We start from the raw sequence: 18040 nt of genomic DNA, 5'->3' as shown, positions 1-18040 counted from the left end.
GTGTGCTTTTCCTTAACATCAAAAAAGAGCTGAACTGCGTCCATAACGGTCACAACTCAGCCCTTCTTCTATAATAGACTTGCATGGTTTAGTAATTGGGTTTCCCGTTGTTCATGATCGCCTCGGAATAGTCAGGGGTGTATCCCAAAGGAGCTTATGCAGTAAATTACGCACACTAGGTGTCCTAATATGCACTGATCACAGAACTATTCGTTCAATAGCCGCACGAACTCTTCCTCGTTATCCAAAATATCAATGCCTAGCTGCTGAGCTTTGGCAAGCTTGCTGCCGGCTTTTTCCCCTGCGATCAGCAGATCGGTCTTCTTGGATACGCTACCGGTGACTTTGGCGCCGTGGGCTTCCAGTCGTTCCGTTGCCTCTTCGCGGGTCAGCAGGTGGAGTGTGCCTGTCAGCACGACTGTTTTGCCACTGAAATAAGAATCGCTGCTGACCGGCTTCGGTGCTTCCGGCGCTTTCGCTTGGACGCCCAGTGACAGCATCTTCTCAATGCTTGATCTCGCAAACGGATCGGCAAAGTATCCGGCGATGCTCTCGGCCACGATGCCGCCTACATCAGGCAGCTCCACCAGTTCTTCCGGGGGCGCTTCCATCACGCGGTGCAGATCACGGTAGTGATCAGCCAGCATCTTGGTTGTGGATTTCCCCGTATTCGGGATACCCAAGGCGAAGAGGAATGATGCGAGATCCCGCTCCTTGCTCTTCTCGATGGCATCCAGCAGATTCTGCGCTTTTCGCTCACCGAAACGTTCCAGCTTGATCAAACTGTCAAAAGACAGCGTGTACAGATCAGCCGGCTCCCTCACGCTCAGCTCCTCATACAGCTGAATGGCGGTTTTGTCGCTGAATGTTTCAATATCCATGGCATCCCTGGAGGCAAAATGCGTGATCCTTGCCACGATCTGCGGTTTGCACCCGGTCTTGTTATTACAGAACAGATGGGCGCCGCGCTGCTCCAGCGGGAATCCGCAGGATGGACATGCCTCTGGGTACAGAATCTCCTCGCCATCCTGCTCCTCCGTTACTTTTCCAAGGATTTCAGGAATGACGTCATTCGAACGGCGAATGAATACCCGCGAGCCGAGCGCGAACTTGAGGTTCTTCCGCTCAATGTCTCCGACATTGTTCAGCGTACAATTCTGTACAGTAACTCCGGCAAGCTCAACAGGCTCTACACGCGCAAGCGGCGTTATTTTCCCGGTCCGTCCCACGTTCCAGGTGACAGCCTCCAGCACAGTCGTGGTCTCTTCCGCTTCGAATTTATAGGCGACTGCCCAGCGCGGGAATTTGTCGGTGTAACCAAGCGCTTCGCGGGTGCGGAAATCCGTTACCTTCACAACCGCTCCATCAATGAGATAGTCGAGCTCCGAGCGGCGTTTCTCGATATCGGCCAATTGCTCCATGACATCATCAAACTGCTCAAAGTAGAAAATATATGGATTGACCTTAAGCCGGTTCTCGCGCAGAAAATCCATCATTTCCTTATGGTTGGCAAAGGTGATGCCATCGGAATAACCTACATTATAGAAGTAAGCATTCAGCTTGCGCTCGGCTGTCACCTTCGGATTGAGATTGCGAAGTGCTCCTGCGGCCGCATTACGCGCATTCTTGAGCGGCTCGGCGGCTGTCTGGTTGTATTGCTCCAGCACGGACAGGTTCATGATACCTTCACCCTGTACTTCAATTGTCCCTTCCGAGTAGGGAATCGTCATCGGCACCGACTTGATGGTCTTCACCTGAGACAGAATGCCCTCGCCAACTGTACCGTTGCCCCGAGTCGACGCCTGAACCAGCTTACCATCCTGATAGGTCAGATTCAGCGTCAATCCGTCAAACTTCAGTTCCAGCGCATAGCAAGGAGTCGGCAGAGGATTGCCGGGATTCTTCGTATTGTAGTCATTGACCAGTCTGACTACGCGATCATGCCAGATACGGAGCTGCTCGATATTCTGGGCCTTGTCCAAACTCCATAACGGAGCCAAATGGCGGTGTGGGGTAAAACCCTTCAAAATCTCGCCGCCTACCCGCTGGGTCGGAGAATCCGGAAGTGTCACTCCCGTCTCTGTCTCCAGCGCTACCAACTGATCGTACAGAGCATCATACTCCTTGTCGCTTACAAGCGGCTGATCCAGCGTGTAGTAATGGTAATTGTAATTGTTCAGCTCCGCAACGAGCTTCTCCATCTTATCCTTGAAATCCATGCAAGGGCCATCCTCCTTCAATGATATAAAGGCCATCCTCATTCTCGCTCCCATAACAAAGCGTGCGGCCATGGTTGATCCCACTATTATATTATATTGTTGTCAAAACATCCGCTCTTATAAGGCTGGTATGCTACCGTACTTATTCCACCTTCGTAATCGGCGCAAAACCGGCAAGGAGGCGCTTCACCCCTACAGGCGCCGGGAAAGCAATCTGCAGCTCCATGTCGTTTCCGCTGCCCTTTACCGCTACAATCGTACCGGTCCCCCATTTGCCATGGGCGACTTTGTCGCCGGCTTTGAATTCTCCGTCTCCGGAAGCAGCCGGCTTGCGGGAAGGCCCACCGGTGGTCACGGTCACTCGGCTCTTCGGTGCCGCTTCTGCAGAAGCAGTTGATCCTCCAAGGGAGAGGTCTCTGGCGCGTCCGCCGCCAAAGTTACTGCCTCCGCCTCCATTGAAGCCGCGTCCTGCATAGGAGCCGCCCACACTGCTGCCACCTCCGCGGCGGTAGCGGTCATGCGCCATCTGGGTATCTTCCTTCAGTTCTTCCGGAATCTCATCCAGGAAGCGCGAAGGCTGGTTTGCTGTCGTACGGCCAAATAATGTACGCATACGCGCACAGGATAAGAACAACTGCTTCTCGGCGCGGGTGATGCCTACATAAGCAAGCCTGCGCTCTTCCTCCAGTTCTTCGTTGTCCATAAAGGTGCGGCTGTGCGGGAATACCCCTTCCTCCATACCGATGATGAACACAACCGGGAACTCCAGTCCCTTCGCACTATGCATCGTCATGAGTACCACCGCGTCATCACGGTCTTCCTCATCGTCGTTCATCGAGTCGATGTCAGCGATCAAGGCAAGATCCGTCAGGAAGGAGACGAGTGACTTGTCCTCGTTGTTCTTCTCAAACTCTTGCGTAACCGACAGGAACTCGTCGATATTCTCAAGTCGGGAGCGGGATTCGATCGTATTCTCATTATGCAGCTCGATCCGATATTCGGACATTTCCAGCATTTTTTCCGTCAGCTCGGTCACCGACAAAAACTCCACCATACGGCTGAGCGCAGCAATCATATCGTAAAAGCTCACCAGCGCATTGCGCGTCCGTCCGGCAAAACCGAGGTCGTCAACGATTTCCAGGACACGAAAAATAGAGATGCCCCGCTCTGCGGCTGCGGCAGCCAACTTCCCGACGGTCGTGTCACCGATGCTTCTTTTTGGCACGTTAATGATGCGTGTTAAGCTGATATCGTCGTCCGGATTGGAAATGAGGCGAAGATATGCAAGCATATCCTTGATCTCTTTACGATCATAGAACTTGATGCCCCCGACAATCTGGTACGGAATGTCCGATTTGATCAGAATTTCCTCGATCACCCGGGACTGCGCGTTCGTCCGGTACAGAATCGCATGATCCTGATAGCTCTTGCCGGCTTTAACGTTCTTGCTGATCTCCGAGGTAACAAAATACCCCTCATCATGCTCCGAATCCCCGCGGAACACCTTGATCTTCTCACCCTCACCTTGCTCGGTCCACAGATTCTTCGGCTTGCGGCCGGTATTCAGGCCGATCACATTATTAGCGGCATTCAAGATGTTCGAGGTGGAACGGTAGTTCTGCTCAAGCAGAATCGTCCGCGCCTCGGGATAATCCTCTTCGAAATTCAGGATATTGGTGATGTCCGCTCCGCGCCAGCGGTAGATGGATTGATCGCTGTCGCCCACAACGCAGATACGATGATGACTGTCCGCCAGCATGCGGCAGAGCATATATTGCGCCCGGTTGGTATCCTGATATTCATCCACATGAATGTATTGGAATTTGCGCTGGTAGAAGTCGAGAACTTCCGGCACTTCCTTAAATAACTGGATCGTGGTCATGATCAGATCGTCGAAATCCAGGGAATTGTTGCTCTTCAGGCGCTTCTGGTATTCGGTGTATACCTTAGCTACCAGGGATTCAAAATAGTCCCCAGCCTTCTGTTCATACTGCTGCGGGGAGATCAGCTCATTCTTGGCCGCGCTCATCGCGGCTTGAATCGCCTTCGGCTCGAATTTCTTCGGATCGATATTTTGGTGCTTCATCACATTCCGGATGACTGACAGCTGATCTGTTGAATCCAAAATACTAAAGTTCGACGTAAAGCCAATCCGTTCGATGTCTTTGCGCAGAATACGCACACACATCGAGTGGAAGGTCGATACCCAAATCTCCCGGCCTTCTCGGCCGACCAGCTTGGATACCCGCTCCTGCATCTCGCGGGCTGCTTTATTCGTAAACGTAATGGCCAGAATGCTCCACGGAGCCGCCTTACGTGTAGCGATGAGGTATGCGATCCGGTGGGTCAATACCCGCGTTTTGCCGGAACCGGCGCCCGCCATAATAAGCAGCGGTCCGTCGGTTGCTTCAACGGCTTGACGCTGCTGGGGATTGAGACGTCTTACGGCCTCTTGTATGTCAATGGAATGCATATTGGTTGCCTCCTAGGGGATGTAGATTGAATACAAGGGGAAACCCTTGTTAGAGAATTAGAGATAAAATGCTAACAACTGATATGAAACAAGTAAAAAACAAATCTAAAATGATAAATCTAAAATGATAAATCTAAAATAACAAAAAGAATAGAGCTTGGAGCAGAGCTTGAGGGGTGGCGCAATAATATCCAGCTTATATCTTCAAGAATCTGCACGCTCTACTGCTGAAATGCTCAGCCTTTCACAGCCTTTACCGTCTCCAAGGCCTGCTCCAGTTGATCATAAATAATGTTACCGACCACGATTGTATCTGAACTGGCTGCCGCCTCTACTGCCTGCTGAGCATTTGTAATGCCGCCGCCATAGAATAAACGTGCATTGTCCATTGATCTTCGGACGGTTCGCACCGTCTCCATATCTCCAAACGTGCCGCTATATTCCAGATACACAATCGGCAGATTCATAAGCTTGTCCGCGATCTGCGCATAAGCAGCGGCAGCGTTCGCATCGATGGATGTGTCCGCCCCCGTCAGCTTCGCAACTGCTGCCTGCTCATTCAATACGATATAGCCTTCGGTCACGACCAGATCCCATGGAATCATATATCCATAGCGCTCAATACCTTCATAGTGCCTGCCCATAATCCAGGTTGGGTCCTGCGTATTCAAAACCATCGGAACCATGTACAGATCAAATCCGGGTACAACGGCTTCCAGGTCCGACACTTCCTGCACACATGGCAGCTCATAACGTCTAACTCGGGATAGAAGATCCACGGTATTCTCATAAGTGACTCCGGTTGAACCTCCAACCATAATGGCATCGGTTCCTGACATGCATACCGCATCAAGCGCGTCGTCACTGATCTCCTTGTCAGGGTCCAGCTTAAACACATGCCTCCAGGATTGTATCATCTCTTTCAAGCGTCATTCCTCCACGTTCACGGGTTACTATCATACTAAAACAAGTCTATGCCAGCACGGGTATCAAGTCAATTTATGTTCGCATAAAATACGAACATTTTTTTGGTAATTGGATTCTGAGGCAATCATTAGAATGAGTTATGATGAAAAAACCCGTCCGATTTCACAAAATGTGAATCGAACGGGCAAGGCGATCATTTTAGTTTTTAGTTTTATTGGAGATTGACTAGCAGTCCAGCCAGGTGTTTAAGCGCTGCAATTTTAGCATCCTTCTGGTTGCCATTTCTGGCTTGTAACGCCGCATCACGAGCCGTGGCCAAATCCGTTAGAGTAGGATCATTATCAATTAGCTTATCAGCATCGGCGAGGGCCTCCTCAATCAACATCGTCAGTGTCGGAATAATAATGGAGATGGGCTGATCAATCGTCTGCTGCGACCCTCGGGCCAGCTTGATTACTGCGTCATAAACTACATATTTATCGCCGTCATTGTAATCCTCGAGAATGATAGAGCCTTGATGCTCCTTGAGATATACGCTGCCCGTCACAGTTGACGGTGTCGTCATTCTCAAATCTTCAATGATGACTACCGTATCATCTAATAGAGGATTTTTGGGATCGGCAAGATAAACAGCATCCCCAACCGTTGTAACATAAGAAACTCTTGTTTCGATCAACAGTTTATCATGCTCTTTATACAGAAGGTCCTGCTCTCCATCCTGGATGTTCACCGTTTCGTAAGTCGTACCCAGTACCTGATTACTGCTTGCATCGATAAACTCCGTTTTTAACGTATAGCTTCCGGCCTGTTTGAACTTCAGTTCATACTCGAGCTCAAGATTAGACACAGGATATGCGTTGTCACTGGAACCGTGAACGGCCTCAATGGAATTATTCGATGCACTCCGCTGGAATGGCAACACAGTACCGTCGCTTGATTTAAGCTCGACAAGATCCGGATTCAGCGGACCATCAATTGAGAAGCGAGGGTATACCTTATCCCGGGTTTCATAATATCCTGACTCCAGCGATAGTGTCAGAGCATTGCCTGACACCTGATTTCCATTGATGTAAGAATAAAAATGATAATTTATAGCAGGCTGAAGATCAGACTGAGGCTCATCCACAACCAGCTTGTTATGATCGGTAAAATCCAGTTCTGCGCCGTTTACGTTCATATCAAATACGTACCAGTACAGCTCATTTCCGTTTCCTCTCGGAATATGATAGGTCTTCACCGGCTGACCGCTGTTCCCACTGTACACCTCAACCTTAGCGGATGAATTACGCAGCGTTTCCGTACCGTCGTATCCGTTGCGGGAGTAGTTGTGAATATAGAATTGATACTTGCCGTCTACCCGTTTGCGGATTGTTGTAGTTTCCGGACCGTAAGAGTCTGTATCGTCATGATCCAAATCCGCATACTTTTCGCCTCGATAGTAATATTCCCGATCGGCAAAATACGTATGGAACGATCTTCCATCAGGCGTTGGTCCAAGCAGATGGGAGTCTTCATCCCGCGGCTTCTCTCCCCATGTCAACACGATGCGAATCTCATCGTCAGCCGGAATTTTGATAGCGGTCGCATCTTCATTCCGGTTAAAGCTGTCGCTTAATGAGACACCTACCACATAAGTGGTAATAAAACCTGCTTTTGTAAGTTGTCCTGTATAAACTCCAGCTGGCAAATTAGCGGTATATCGTCCATTCGCATTTGTAACCACTGACGATGCGATGCTACCCATTGTATTGCCGAGTCCTCTACGGAAGTCAATCTTCATACCTTGCACAGGGAGGTCGTTAACATCAGTTATCGTACCTTCAAAACCTTCAAGTTTAACGCTACCTGATAAATTGCTTGTGAATTTGGATGAACCTGCTGCCGGAGCAATGGTAAGCACCAGTGTATCGCCGTAATGCTCTTCCAGCGAGATTGGTTTGAATGTCAGCAATTTAGCTGCATTATCATAAGCAATATCCTCCAGCGCATAGGTTGCACCTGCAACGGTAGCTGTTACCTTAAGATCACTCAGCTCCAGTGAAGGCACTGAACCCGCAAACAGAAGCACAGCCTGCCCATTGCTCACTTGCAATCGATCCGTAACCGGAGGCTGAGGCGGGTTAGGATTCGATGGATTTTCACTGCTGCCGCCTGTTCCAGCGTTAGAGCTGCCAGATGAACCGCTCGTAGAGTCGCTGGAAGAACTACTGCTGCCGCTTACATTGACGTTAACATTATCAGCCGTCACCAGTGTGCCCGGACGCCGCGAGAAGGAAGCACCCGAAGCGTTGACTTGTGCGCTGACAACATTCCCTTGCCCTGTGATGTTCGCTGCAGCATTCAGAATGAGAGAGAGCACGGAGGCCGCCGACCCAACATTCAGATTCAATCCTGCCGCATTGGAAGCCACATTCAATTGTCCTACCGAACCGGATGTCAGATTGACATTCAGCGAGGCTGCCGTTACGTCCACGGTTTCAAATTGGCCTGCCAGCGATACGTTGGCACCAGGCGGAATCATCTCCGACAATAGAAGATCTTTAAAGCCCTCTCCCGTCAGTCCTGTTTCCTCCAGAATCGCTCCGGATTCCAGCGTAATCTGCGATACGGAGCTGCTGCCTTCCGTAACGATCCGAATGCTTCCATCCTTCTTGTTGACAATGACGGTAACGAGTACCGAGTCAACCAAATGGATGCTGTTCTTGCCACCGCCCTTGATTGTGGTGCCCCCTTTTACCGTAACGCCTTGAAGGGTAACATCACCTTCTCCTACGCCTTCTCCAATGACAAGGTCTCCCTCGATCACCATGTTGCGAAGCGTAATGTCTGGAGCTTTAATATGTACAGATCCAACGATCTTTTCCGTTCCGGCAGCAGGTCCATAGGTGCCCGCCTTATCATATACTGTCGTTTCCTTCGCTTTCAGCTGGTTAAGGGCCCGTTCGAGTACAGTGACCGCTTCCGCACGCGACGCGCCTGCTGCCGGTCTGAACTTGCTATTGCTGCCATTCATAATACCGTTAGTAGCAACTGCCCCGATCGCGCCTTTACTCCAGGCCGGGCTGTTCACAGTATCCTGAAATTTATTGGCAGCATCATTAGGTTTAAGATCTAATAGAGCGCTAAGTATCACTGCCAATTCCTGGCGTGTAACTTGAGCGTCCGGTTTGAAGCTTCCATTGCTGTATCCCTTCATATACCCTTGGGATGCGGCTATGGACAAATCGTCATAATACCATGCTGTATTCTTAACATCGCTATAAGAAATCGAAGTCTTCGACTCGAATTGGAATGACCTATTAATAACAGCCGCCAGCTGCGCTCGCGTGATCGCCGCATTCGGATTGATATTACCTAACTGATCCCCATTAAGATATCCTTGATCCTTCCATTTCTGTAGCGTTTCCTCTGCCCAATGCCCGGCAATATCGCTGGCGCTGGATTTCTGCTGCACCTTATGCTGAGTTGTTGCAGCATAAGCATCGCCAAGAGGCGTGAGCATGAGGGAAATGCCTAATACGGCACTTAGTGCTTTTTTGTAAAACCCTGCTCGTTTAATCAAAACGTCTTTCCTCTCCCTTTAGTTAGAATGAATAGCCACTCCACAAGACTATTGGACTAGTCCGATCAATCCCTAAGACCTATCCAATCGTCTGCTAGATCTATCCATTTTACTACTTTCAACCCATACAACAAGTCCAAAAATTGGAATGCCGGGAAAAAGTTTGACTTTATAAGACATTTCCTTACTAAATCTGCAGGTGAAAGTTAGAGAATTCCCTTATCTGGTTCTCGCATATTTCAAACTGCCCTTCTCCATCTCAGGTTCTGTCAGCAAATCCGAATAAACGCCATACACGCCCCATTTTTCATAGTTATTGACGGTACGGGTGTCATTGATGGTATGAACATACGTCACAGCACCGGCCTCTCTCAGTTTCGCTACAAAATTCGGGCTGACTTTATATTCCGGCATGGTAACGGCAGTGATATCATGGTTCTTTACAAAAGCCGTGATCTTGTCGGGTGAATCCTGTGTGGCATACAGCGTATATATAATCGACTTAAACGGGTAGATGTCCTTGATCATATCGAGCATCGGCTCATTGTATATTTGAATGACGACCCGATCCAAAAGCTCCGGATTGCGCTGTTTCGCAGCCTTTACAATCTCGGTGAACAGATACTCAATATCCCGCTCCTCCTGCTCCTTCGTATCTGTCACAATATAGATATCGGGATGACGCTGCATCATATCCATAATCGCTTCGATGTCCATTGGCTGGTATTGCTCCAAAATCGGCGTGTTTATGAACTCCTCATGACTCAGCCGGGCTGATTGCTTATCTTCAGGAAGTTTATCCTTCTGGCCAAGTTGCTGTGTCATGCTCTCCGTCCATTCATGCCGCGCAACAACTTTGCGATCCTCGGTCAGCATCAAATCGATCTCAAATACCCGGGTGCCTTGTTCATAGTTCGCAACCATGGCTTCATATGCATTCGTATAGGGCTGGTCACTGATGCTGCCCATAGCATGAGCAATCAAGCGATAGGAGGTAAATCCCTCGGGCTGCTTCTCCTTCTCATTAAAGGTCAGAAATAGAATCATCATGGCGGAACATAAAAACAGAACTGCTGCAATCCGTTTCATGGTATCCCCACCTTCTGCATCGAGTATCGTTATTGCTAGGTAAATACCCTATCAGATGGCCCGTTAAACGAAATACCGTCATTTGGCGGCTGCCAAATGACGGTATGTTGGAATATGATTAGTATGCATTCTTGAATCCGTTGCGAATGGTACGCAGAATGATTTTGATATCGAACAGTATGGACCAGTTCTCAATATAGAAAATATCATGCTTGATCCGTTCCTCAATCGACGTATCACCACGCAGTCCATTACTCTGCGCCCAGCCTGTAATACCTGGACGCACGTGATGCTTCACCATATACTTCGGAATCTCTTCCTTAAACTGCTCCACATAGTAAGGACGCTCCGGTCTAGGGCCTACCACGCTCATATGCCCGAGCAAGACATTGAAGAATTGCGGTAACTCATCCAGACTCGTCTGTCGGAGAAAAGAGCCGAACCTGGTACGGCGCGGATCATTCTCCACGGTCCAGCCCGTGTCGGAAGCCCCCTCCGGCAGCGGCTTCATGGAACGAAATTTATACATATAAAAGTTTCTGCGATTTAATCCGACTCGCTCCTGCTTAAAAATAACAGGACCACGCGAAGTGAGTCGGATGCCCAGATAAATGCCGATCATCACCGGCAAGGTGATAATAATAGCCACCGATGCAAAAACAATATCAAATGCACGCTTAAACCAGCGGTTTGCCGCCAAATCGAGCGGAATATCGCGAACATTAATCATTGGCATACCGGCAAAGTTGTCAAACACCGGCCGAGCCGGGAGATAATCGAAAAAGTCAGGAATGATGAGAGTGCGCACACCTGCTTTTTCACAAGCAGCAATGATATGCGGATATTTATGATGAGCATCAAGTGGTAGCGCTAGCACGACTTCATCGACGAGTTCCTCGTTCAACACCTTATCCAGATCGCTGACCGAACCCAAAATAGGTTTGAGATACTTGGCTTCGTCCTCGTCCCACTGCTGGTAATCATCCAGAAAACCGATAACTTCGTAGCCAAGCTCCGGATATTGCTTAAGATTCTTGAAGAATCTCTTCCCCAGCGTCCCAGCGCCCACGATGAGTACGAATTGGCGATTATAGCCTTTTTCCCGAAAATGCTTCAACGATTTCTTCAGGAAGTAACGATATAAGATGATGAAGACTACGTTAAGAATCATGTAGATGGCGAGATACCAACGGGAGATGTTCACTTCTTTCACAAAGAACATGATGCTCAGGAGAATGAATAATCCAATAAAATGCATCTGGAAAATCTTCATGAACTCGTCGGCAAATCGCTTTTTCCGCTTAGGCGAATATAAGGAAATCATGATGCCGACCACAACGGCAACCGCGCCGTACACCAAGCTCCAAAGTGCATAGGACTCAATGGGCAACGGCTTTTCGTACGGAAACCAACCGCTCTCGAATTTCACCCACCAAGCGATTAGAAAGGAAAGCTGGATAAAAACAAAATCGGTAATCATATATAATTTGGTCAGGAAGCCCTGATTCTGGCGGATCATGATTTCACCTCCACTCCACCCGCTGATTGGGTTATGGTTGCGGGACGAATCGGCTTTAGCCGGTTAGTCAGGAGGGAAAGCATCATTTTCAACCCAACGCCGGCATACACGGCTCCATTAACAAATAGGTTGTACTTCTGCCGGTAATGCTTCCGATGAAACAGAATCATTGCCCGATGGAATTCGTAAATGATCTTGAACGGCCTGCGCCGTGCGCTGCCGCCTTTATAATGGATAATCGTCGTCCGAGGATAATAGTGAATTCCCCAGCCTGCCTGCTTAATTCGATAGCACCAGTCGATATCCTCACCATACATAAAGAACGACTCATCCAGCCCGCCAACCTGCTCGATCGTATCACGGCGTACCAGCATGAATGCTCCTACTAGGCAATCCACCGGATACTCCACATTCGGGTCCAGATATCCCAACTGATATTGGTTGAACTTCGGCTTAGTCGGAAACAGTTTGCTGAGCCCAAACGCATAATAGAAGGATGCGGAAGGAGTGGGGAAGCCCCTTTTACAAGCTTTATCCAGCGAACCGTCCGGAAGAACGATTTTACAGCCTGAAGCACCAATGATGGGGTTATCATCCATAAAGGTTACCATCGTCTCGATCGTATCCTGTCGAATCACCGTGTCGGAATTAAGGAGCAGTATGTAGCGTCCTCCCGCAACTTCCATCCCTTGATTGTTGGCCTTGGCGAAGCCGGTGTTAACCATATTCTCGATTAACTTGACCTGCGGGAATAACTCCCCGATCGTCTGGACCGACTCGTCCTTCGAATTGTTGTCTATCACAATGACTTCATATGTATATTCTGTCTCCGATGCAAACACAGATCGCAAACAGTCCACCGTCAGCTGACAGGTGTTATAGTTCACGATAAGAATGCTTAAATCCATTGCATAACGTCTCCTGACAAATATAGTAATCTATCGACATTATAGCATATTCTACCTCAGATAAAGCCGATCAGAATAAAGAACTTGAACAATAGACTTTCTGCTCTCGACTGTCTGTACAATCTACTCTTGCGTGCATAACGTAAACGGTCTACGAATCTTCTACGAGGAGTAATAAATAATTCCAGCTGCTCTTTATAAACTCCTTGTAACCGCGACCCATAGATTCTATGGAATTCACTCGCTTGCTTATGAAGTAAATCTCTGCCTATATGTCTCTTAAAGCTGGCCCATTTACTCTTTAATTTACCGAGGATGGAGTTGCTTCCTCCTACTACATTGTTACTATGCTGACGGTATAACATAGATGGCGTGTTGTCGTAAATCACAGTTCCGAATGCAGAGATGAGCAAGTAAAACCACCAATCGTGCATTAGAACTTTTTCACTGTTCACGGATTCACTGTTCATAAAAAGATTTCGTGCTGATTGATTCATTGTAATCGTCGCACCAATGGCGATATTCTCATATAACGCATTGAAAAAGGACGGCTCTTGAGCAGGGGGCTTAGGCCAAGTTCCCTTTTGGTTCAACTGGTCATCCGTAAGATAGGTAGTGGTGAATACCATCGCTGGTACTTCGGTATGTAGGGAGGAATTTAATCGCGTTATAGCACTTTCCACCTTATGATCAAGCCACACATCATCCTGGTCACAAAAACAGTAATAATCAGCTTCAGAATCTGCAGATCTCATCAATTCAAAGAAGCTGGATACAACACCAACATTTGGCCCCTTTATTAGCTTTATCTTGTCAGGGTATAACCTCATCAGTTCCTCCAGGAGTTCTACTGTTCGATCTGTAGAACCATCATCTCTTATCAAAATGGAGATCGAAGGATGCCTCTGATTGAGAATACTCTGGATTTGTTCGGATATATATTGTTCACCGTTATAAGCAGATAATAATACTTGTACTTTGTTCATTTTCATTGAGAGAAACCTCCGAGTAAACACGATAGGCATAGCAGAATACGAGTTATATATTATTTCGATCGCTAGGAATTCGGCTAAATAAAGAGACCTGATCATACAGATCAGGTCTCGCAAATCGCTGTATTCACTTTAAGTATAGTTCAGGGTGCTGTTTCATATCTAGCATAAACTGCTTTAGCCCTTCACGCCAATGTGGTAAATCCTGCATTTTATTTAGACGGATAGCCAGGTGGTCCATAGTGGAATTAGCTGGACGGGGAGCAGGCCGCGGAAACTCTGCAGTCGTACAAGGTTGCAACTGAGCTGTTATATCTAATCCTAAATGAGCACTGGCTTCTTCAAAAATGGCCGCAGTAAATTCAAACCATGTACAAGAGCCACAGTTAGAAGCATGATATACCCCGTATTTCTCTGTAGAAATCAGATTTAACAAGAACTGTGCAAGATCTACCGTGTAGGTGGGAGAGCCCTTCTGGTCGTTAACCACCTTTAACAGCGGTTTTTCCTGACCAAGGCGGAGCATCGTTTTCACAAAGTTATTCCCATGCAGGCCGAACGCCCAGGATGTTCTTACGATAAACCACTTGGAGCAGAAATCCCGAATCATCTGCTCTCCCGCAAGCTTGCTTCTGCCGTAAACCGTTTGCGGGTCAGTTTCGTCATACTCAACATAAGCTGCCTCACTAGCACCATTAAATACATAATCCGTACTAATATAGACTACTGCAGCCCCCATCTTCTCAGCTGAGATTGCGATGTTTCGTGTACCGATAGCATTCACCAGATACGCACCCTCGATATCGCTTTCGGCCGCATCCACTGCGGTATAAGCAGCACAATGGATGATGAAATCGGGATTATGCGAGGAAATAACCCGACTACAGTGCTCTAAATTCGTGATATCCAGTTCTTTTTTACCACAACTTACAACATCATGCCCTGCCTCAGCAAACACTAGCGTTACATCCTGCCCAAGCTGACCATTCGCCCCGGTTACGAGTACTTTCATTCAGGCTCACCCAACCGCTTTCCGTACTGCTGAGTCATGTACTCCCGGTAAGCACCGGATTGAATTCGAGTCCACCAATCCTTATGATTCAAGTACCAGCGAATCGTCTCCTTAATGCCAGTCTCAAAGTTATGTCTCGGTTTCCAGCCTAGCTCATTCGTGATCTTCGAAGGATCAATACCGTAACGTCGATCATGTCCTGGACGATCCGCCACGAAGGTAATCAAGGATTCCGGTTTCCCGAGCTCTTCCAGAATAGTCGTTACGATGTGCAGATTTGTTCGTTCGTTATTGCCCCCGATGTTATAAACTTCACCGATCTTGCCCTGATGAATAACGAGATCAATCGCACTGCAATGATCTTCTACATACAGCCAGTCCCGGATATTCAGACCATCCCCGTAGATTGGCAAAGATTCGTCGTTCAGCGCCCGAGAGATAATAAGTGGGATCAGCTTCTCGGGGAATTGGTATGGACCATAGTTATTCGAACAGCGGGTGATGTTCACCGGCAGACCAAAGGTCTCATGATATGCTCTTACAAGCAAATCGCCACCCGCTTTACTGGCCGAATACGGACTGTTCGGTGCGAGTAGGGTCGTCTCTGAGAATAGCCCAGTTTCACCCAAGGTCCCATAGACTTCATCTGTCGATACCTGGACAAATTTCGTTACACCATAATTCTTGGATGCATCTAGGAGGACTTGTGTACCTAACACATTAGTGTTCACGAAGATCTCAGGTTCCAGAATACTCCGATCCACATGTGATTCCGCCGCAAAGTTAACAACTACATCGACACCTTGTTGAAAAATTGCATCGACCGCCTGTTTATCTGCAATGTCTGCTTGTACGAATGTGTAATTCGGATTTCCCTCAACTGATTTCAAGTTTTCCAGATTACCTGCATAGGTAAGGGAGTCCATATTCACGATCTGGTAATCGGGATACTGCTGCATTATATATAAAATAAAGTTACTGCCTATAAAACCGGCACCGCCAGTAACAAGAAGCTTCATTTTCATTGCCCCCTAGTCAAAATTCATCTCTGCGTCTTCTAGCAGTGGGTGCGTCCGATCTTTATCCGATAGAACCGGATTCGTCGTCGGCCAATCAATTCCCAAAGCCGAATCATTCCATAATATGCCGCGGTCATTCTCGGGGGAATAATATTCATCAACTTTATACAGAACCTGGGTATGGGGTACGAGCGTGCAAAAGCCATGAGCAAAACCCTTTGGAACAAGCAGCTGCCGCTTGTTATACTCGCTTAATATAACACCAACCCACTGACCGAAGGTAGGCGAGCTCTTTCTGATATCTACGATAACATCATATAGAGCTCCTGTAAGAACACGTATCAGTTTGGTTTGAGCCTTAGGATTGAGCTGATAATGAAGCCCCCGTAGAACACCTGCTTCAGCGGATAAAGATTGGTTATCTTGAATAAAGTTATACGAAATGCCGTGCTGCTGAAATAGTGAATCGTTGTAGCTCTCCATAAAAAAACCCCGGTGATCGCCGTGGACCACCGGTTCAAGTACATAAGCATCTGCTAGTTTTAAAGGAGTTACGATCATTATTTTATTCCTCCCTAACTACAGTTTGAGTTTTCCAAAATCATCACCGAATCGAATATCTCTAGCCAATTCATTGGCACGAGCAAGCGATGCATGCGTCCCCGCATCCGTCCACCAGCCTTGGAGCACATCAAAAGTAAGCTCGCCTCGTTCAATATATGCATTGTTTACGTCTGTAATTTCCAGTTCGCCACGAGCTGACGGTTTCAATGTCTTGATAATATCAAAAACCGAATGATCATACATATATATTCCCGTTACGGCGTAATTAGACTTTGGTTGCTGCGGTTTTTCTTCTATTGAAATAATTCGATTTTCTTGAAGCTCAGGCACTCCAAATCTGGTTGGATCAGCGACCTGTTGGATCAAAATTTTCGCCCCAGTTTTCTGTTCTCGGAAGTTGGATGTATAAGGAGAAATATCATCAACAAATACATTATCGCCTAAGATAACAACCATTTGTTCTTTACCAACAAATTGTTCTGCTAAACCGAGTGCTTGCGCAATCCCGCCAGCTTCATCTTGGACTTTATAAGTGAAGCTGACACCAAGCTCGCTTCCGCTGCCAAGGAGGTTTACGACATCCCCCATATGTTCTTTTCCGGTAACGATGAGGATATCCGTAAGGCCTGCTTGCTTCAGTTTAAAGACAGGGTGGAAAATCATGGGATACTTACCGACCGGGAGGAGATGTTTATTGGTGACTTTGGTTAAAGGATAAAGGCGGGAACCTGTCCCGCCTGCTAGGATAATGGCTTTCATATAGCGTCTCTTTTATTCAAAACAAAATAAATATACACAAATAAACCCCTTACATGAATTAATGATACTTAAACGGATACTCCTGAATTAATCAAATAATAACTTACTGTACTCTTGATTCCCTCATCTATATCTACTTGTGGTTTCCACCCCAAATAATTATTGATTTTCAAGTTACACATAAGGGAGTGTTTGATATCTCCCTCCCTTTCATTTTTGTATACTGGATCTTTAAAACAATTTGTAGCACTTTGAATTTTTTCTAATAATGAACTAATTGTTATACTTTGATTGCTAGAAACGTTAAAAATACCTTCTTCTATTTCACTTTCTAGAGCCAGTAAGTTAGCTTTGGCCACATCTCCAACGTATATAAAATCTCTTGACTGTTCTCCTGTTCCATATATTTTGGGAGATTCATTATGGAGTAGCTTGTCAACAAAAACGGACACAACCCCCCCTTCTCCTGAAGAATTTTGTCTAGGGCCATAAACATTAGAATACCGCAAAGAAACATAGTCTAAACCATGGATTCTTTTATATACATTTAAATAGCTTTCGACTATTTGTTTCGATACACCATATCCCGAACACATTTTAATTGGGTGCATTTCATCAATTGGCAAATAACACGGTTCCCCGTATATGGCTGCAGACGCAGGGTATATAATCTTTTTCACGCCTGATCTAATAGCAGCTTCCAACAAATTTAGTGTCCCCATAATATTAATATCCGCATCTAATTTAGGATTCTCTATTGATGTCTGAACCTTAATTTGAGCCGCATGATGAATTAAATAATCCGGTTTTTCCTTTTGGAATATATTATTAATTTCTTCGCTACGTATATCAATGTGATAAAATTTAACTTTTTTATCCAAGTTTCTTCTTCTACCTGTAGATAAATTATCAATAACAACAACATCGTATTGATTAAGTAATAATAAATCTACAATATGAGATCCAATAAACCCCGCACCACCTGTAACCATTACTT

The 18040-nt window shown here is 46.9% G+C and carries 13 protein-coding genes; all 13 read right to left on the bottom strand.

Annotated elements, in window-relative coordinates:
- Positions 1-206: 206 nt before the first annotated feature.
- Positions 207-2219: an NAD-dependent DNA ligase LigA gene (gene ligA, locus AM231_RS27420; RefSeq protein ID WP_054405459.1), complete on the bottom strand. Its 2013-nt coding sequence runs from the start codon at positions 2217-2219 to the stop codon at positions 207-209.
- A gap of 142 nt (positions 2220-2361) precedes the next feature.
- Positions 2362-4692, bottom strand: coding sequence for a DNA helicase PcrA (pcrA, locus tag AM231_RS27415; protein ID WP_054405458.1), 2331 nt, complete (start codon positions 4690-4692; stop codon positions 2362-2364).
- Between the two features lie 236 nt (positions 4693-4928).
- The gene (pcrB, locus tag AM231_RS27410; protein ID WP_054405457.1) at positions 4929-5618 is read right to left on the bottom strand and encodes a heptaprenylglyceryl phosphate synthase; all 690 of its coding nucleotides are present in this window, start codon (positions 5616-5618) and stop codon (positions 4929-4931) included.
- Between the two features lie 212 nt (positions 5619-5830).
- Complete coding sequence (locus tag AM231_RS27405) at positions 5831-9181, bottom strand: S-layer homology domain-containing protein (RefSeq protein ID WP_106406130.1); 3351 nt, start codon at positions 9179-9181, stop codon at positions 5831-5833.
- A 219-nt stretch (positions 9182-9400) separates the two neighbouring features.
- Positions 9401-10270 (bottom strand): phosphatidylinositol-specific phospholipase C/glycerophosphodiester phosphodiesterase family protein, encoded by an 870-nt coding sequence (locus tag AM231_RS27400; RefSeq protein WP_054405456.1) that lies wholly within the window; start codon positions 10268-10270, stop codon positions 9401-9403.
- A gap of 118 nt (positions 10271-10388) precedes the next feature.
- Positions 10389-11789 (bottom strand): undecaprenyl-phosphate glucose phosphotransferase, encoded by a 1401-nt coding sequence (locus AM231_RS27395; RefSeq protein ID WP_054405455.1) that lies wholly within the window; start codon positions 11787-11789, stop codon positions 10389-10391.
- The gene (locus tag AM231_RS27390) at positions 11786-12697 is read right to left on the bottom strand and encodes a glycosyltransferase family 2 protein (protein ID WP_054405454.1); all 912 of its coding nucleotides are present in this window, start codon (positions 12695-12697) and stop codon (positions 11786-11788) included. The genes AM231_RS27395 and AM231_RS27390 overlap by 4 nt, the downstream gene beginning before the upstream one ends.
- 56 nt (positions 12698-12753) lie before the next feature.
- The gene (locus AM231_RS27385) at positions 12754-13689 is read right to left on the bottom strand and encodes a glycosyltransferase family 2 protein (protein WP_242615323.1); all 936 of its coding nucleotides are present in this window, start codon (positions 13687-13689) and stop codon (positions 12754-12756) included.
- A 127-nt stretch (positions 13690-13816) separates the two neighbouring features.
- Complete coding sequence (gene rfbD / locus AM231_RS27380; protein ID WP_054405453.1) at positions 13817-14701, bottom strand: dTDP-4-dehydrorhamnose reductase; 885 nt, start codon at positions 14699-14701, stop codon at positions 13817-13819.
- Positions 14698-15720 (bottom strand): dTDP-glucose 4,6-dehydratase, encoded by a 1023-nt coding sequence (gene rfbB / locus AM231_RS27375; RefSeq protein ID WP_054405452.1) that lies wholly within the window; start codon positions 15718-15720, stop codon positions 14698-14700. Before rfbB ends, rfbD begins: the two co-directional genes overlap by 4 nt.
- Before the next feature lie 12 nt (positions 15721-15732).
- Positions 15733-16281 carry a dTDP-4-dehydrorhamnose 3,5-epimerase gene (rfbC, locus tag AM231_RS27370; protein WP_054405451.1) on the bottom strand — a complete coding sequence of 183 codons (549 nt, stop codon included), beginning with the start codon at positions 16279-16281 and terminating at the stop codon, positions 15733-15735.
- Positions 16282-16299: 18 nt separating this feature from the next.
- On the bottom strand, positions 16300-17043 hold the full coding sequence (locus tag AM231_RS27365) for a sugar phosphate nucleotidyltransferase (protein ID WP_054405450.1): 744 nt from the start codon (positions 17041-17043) through the stop codon (positions 16300-16302).
- Positions 17044-17111: 68 nt separating this feature from the next.
- A complete protein-coding gene (locus AM231_RS27360) occupies positions 17112-18035 on the bottom strand; it encodes an NAD-dependent epimerase/dehydratase family protein (RefSeq protein ID WP_242615322.1) in 924 nt (307 codons plus the stop codon).
- Between the last annotated feature and the right edge of the window lie 5 nt (positions 18036-18040).

This window comes from Paenibacillus solani (assembly GCF_001277345.1).
GTDB lineage: Bacteria > Bacillota > Bacilli > Paenibacillales > Paenibacillaceae > Paenibacillus_AQ > Paenibacillus_AQ solani.
Note: the sequence above shows the minus strand (reverse complement) of the source record. Positions and strands in the feature narration are given on the sequence as shown.

Excerpts from the sequence above, each read along its gene's own strand:
- AM231_RS27395 (WP_054405455.1), bottom strand. The coding sequence starts at position 11,789 with ATGATCCGCCAGAATCAGGGCTTCCTGACCAAATTATATATGATTACC.
- AM231_RS27400 (WP_054405456.1), bottom strand. The coding sequence starts at position 10,270 with ATGAAACGGATTGCAGCAGTTCTGTTTTTATGTTCCGCCATGATGATT.
- rfbB (WP_054405452.1), bottom strand. The coding sequence starts at position 15,720 with ATGAAGCTTCTTGTTACTGGCGGTGCCGGTTTTATAGGCAGTAACTTT.
- pcrA (WP_054405458.1), bottom strand. The coding sequence starts at position 4,692 with ATGCATTCCATTGACATACAAGAGGCCGTAAGACGTCTCAATCCCCAG.
- AM231_RS27360 (WP_242615322.1), bottom strand. The coding sequence starts at position 18,035 with ATGGTTACAGGTGGTGCGGGGTTTATTGGATCTCATATTGTAGATTTA.
- rfbC (WP_054405451.1), bottom strand. The coding sequence starts at position 16,281 with ATGATCGTAACTCCTTTAAAACTAGCAGATGCTTATGTACTTGAACCG.
- AM231_RS27385 (WP_242615323.1), bottom strand. The coding sequence starts at position 13,689 with ATGAAAATGAACAAAGTACAAGTATTATTATCTGCTTATAACGGTGAA.
- ligA (WP_054405459.1), bottom strand. The coding sequence starts at position 2,219 with ATGGATTTCAAGGATAAGATGGAGAAGCTCGTTGCGGAGCTGAACAAT.
- rfbD (WP_054405453.1), bottom strand. The coding sequence starts at position 14,701 with ATGAAAGTACTCGTAACCGGGGCGAATGGTCAGCTTGGGCAGGATGTA.
- AM231_RS27365 (WP_054405450.1), bottom strand. The coding sequence starts at position 17,043 with ATGAAAGCCATTATCCTAGCAGGCGGGACAGGTTCCCGCCTTTATCCT.
- AM231_RS27390 (WP_054405454.1), bottom strand. The coding sequence starts at position 12,697 with ATGGATTTAAGCATTCTTATCGTGAACTATAACACCTGTCAGCTGACG.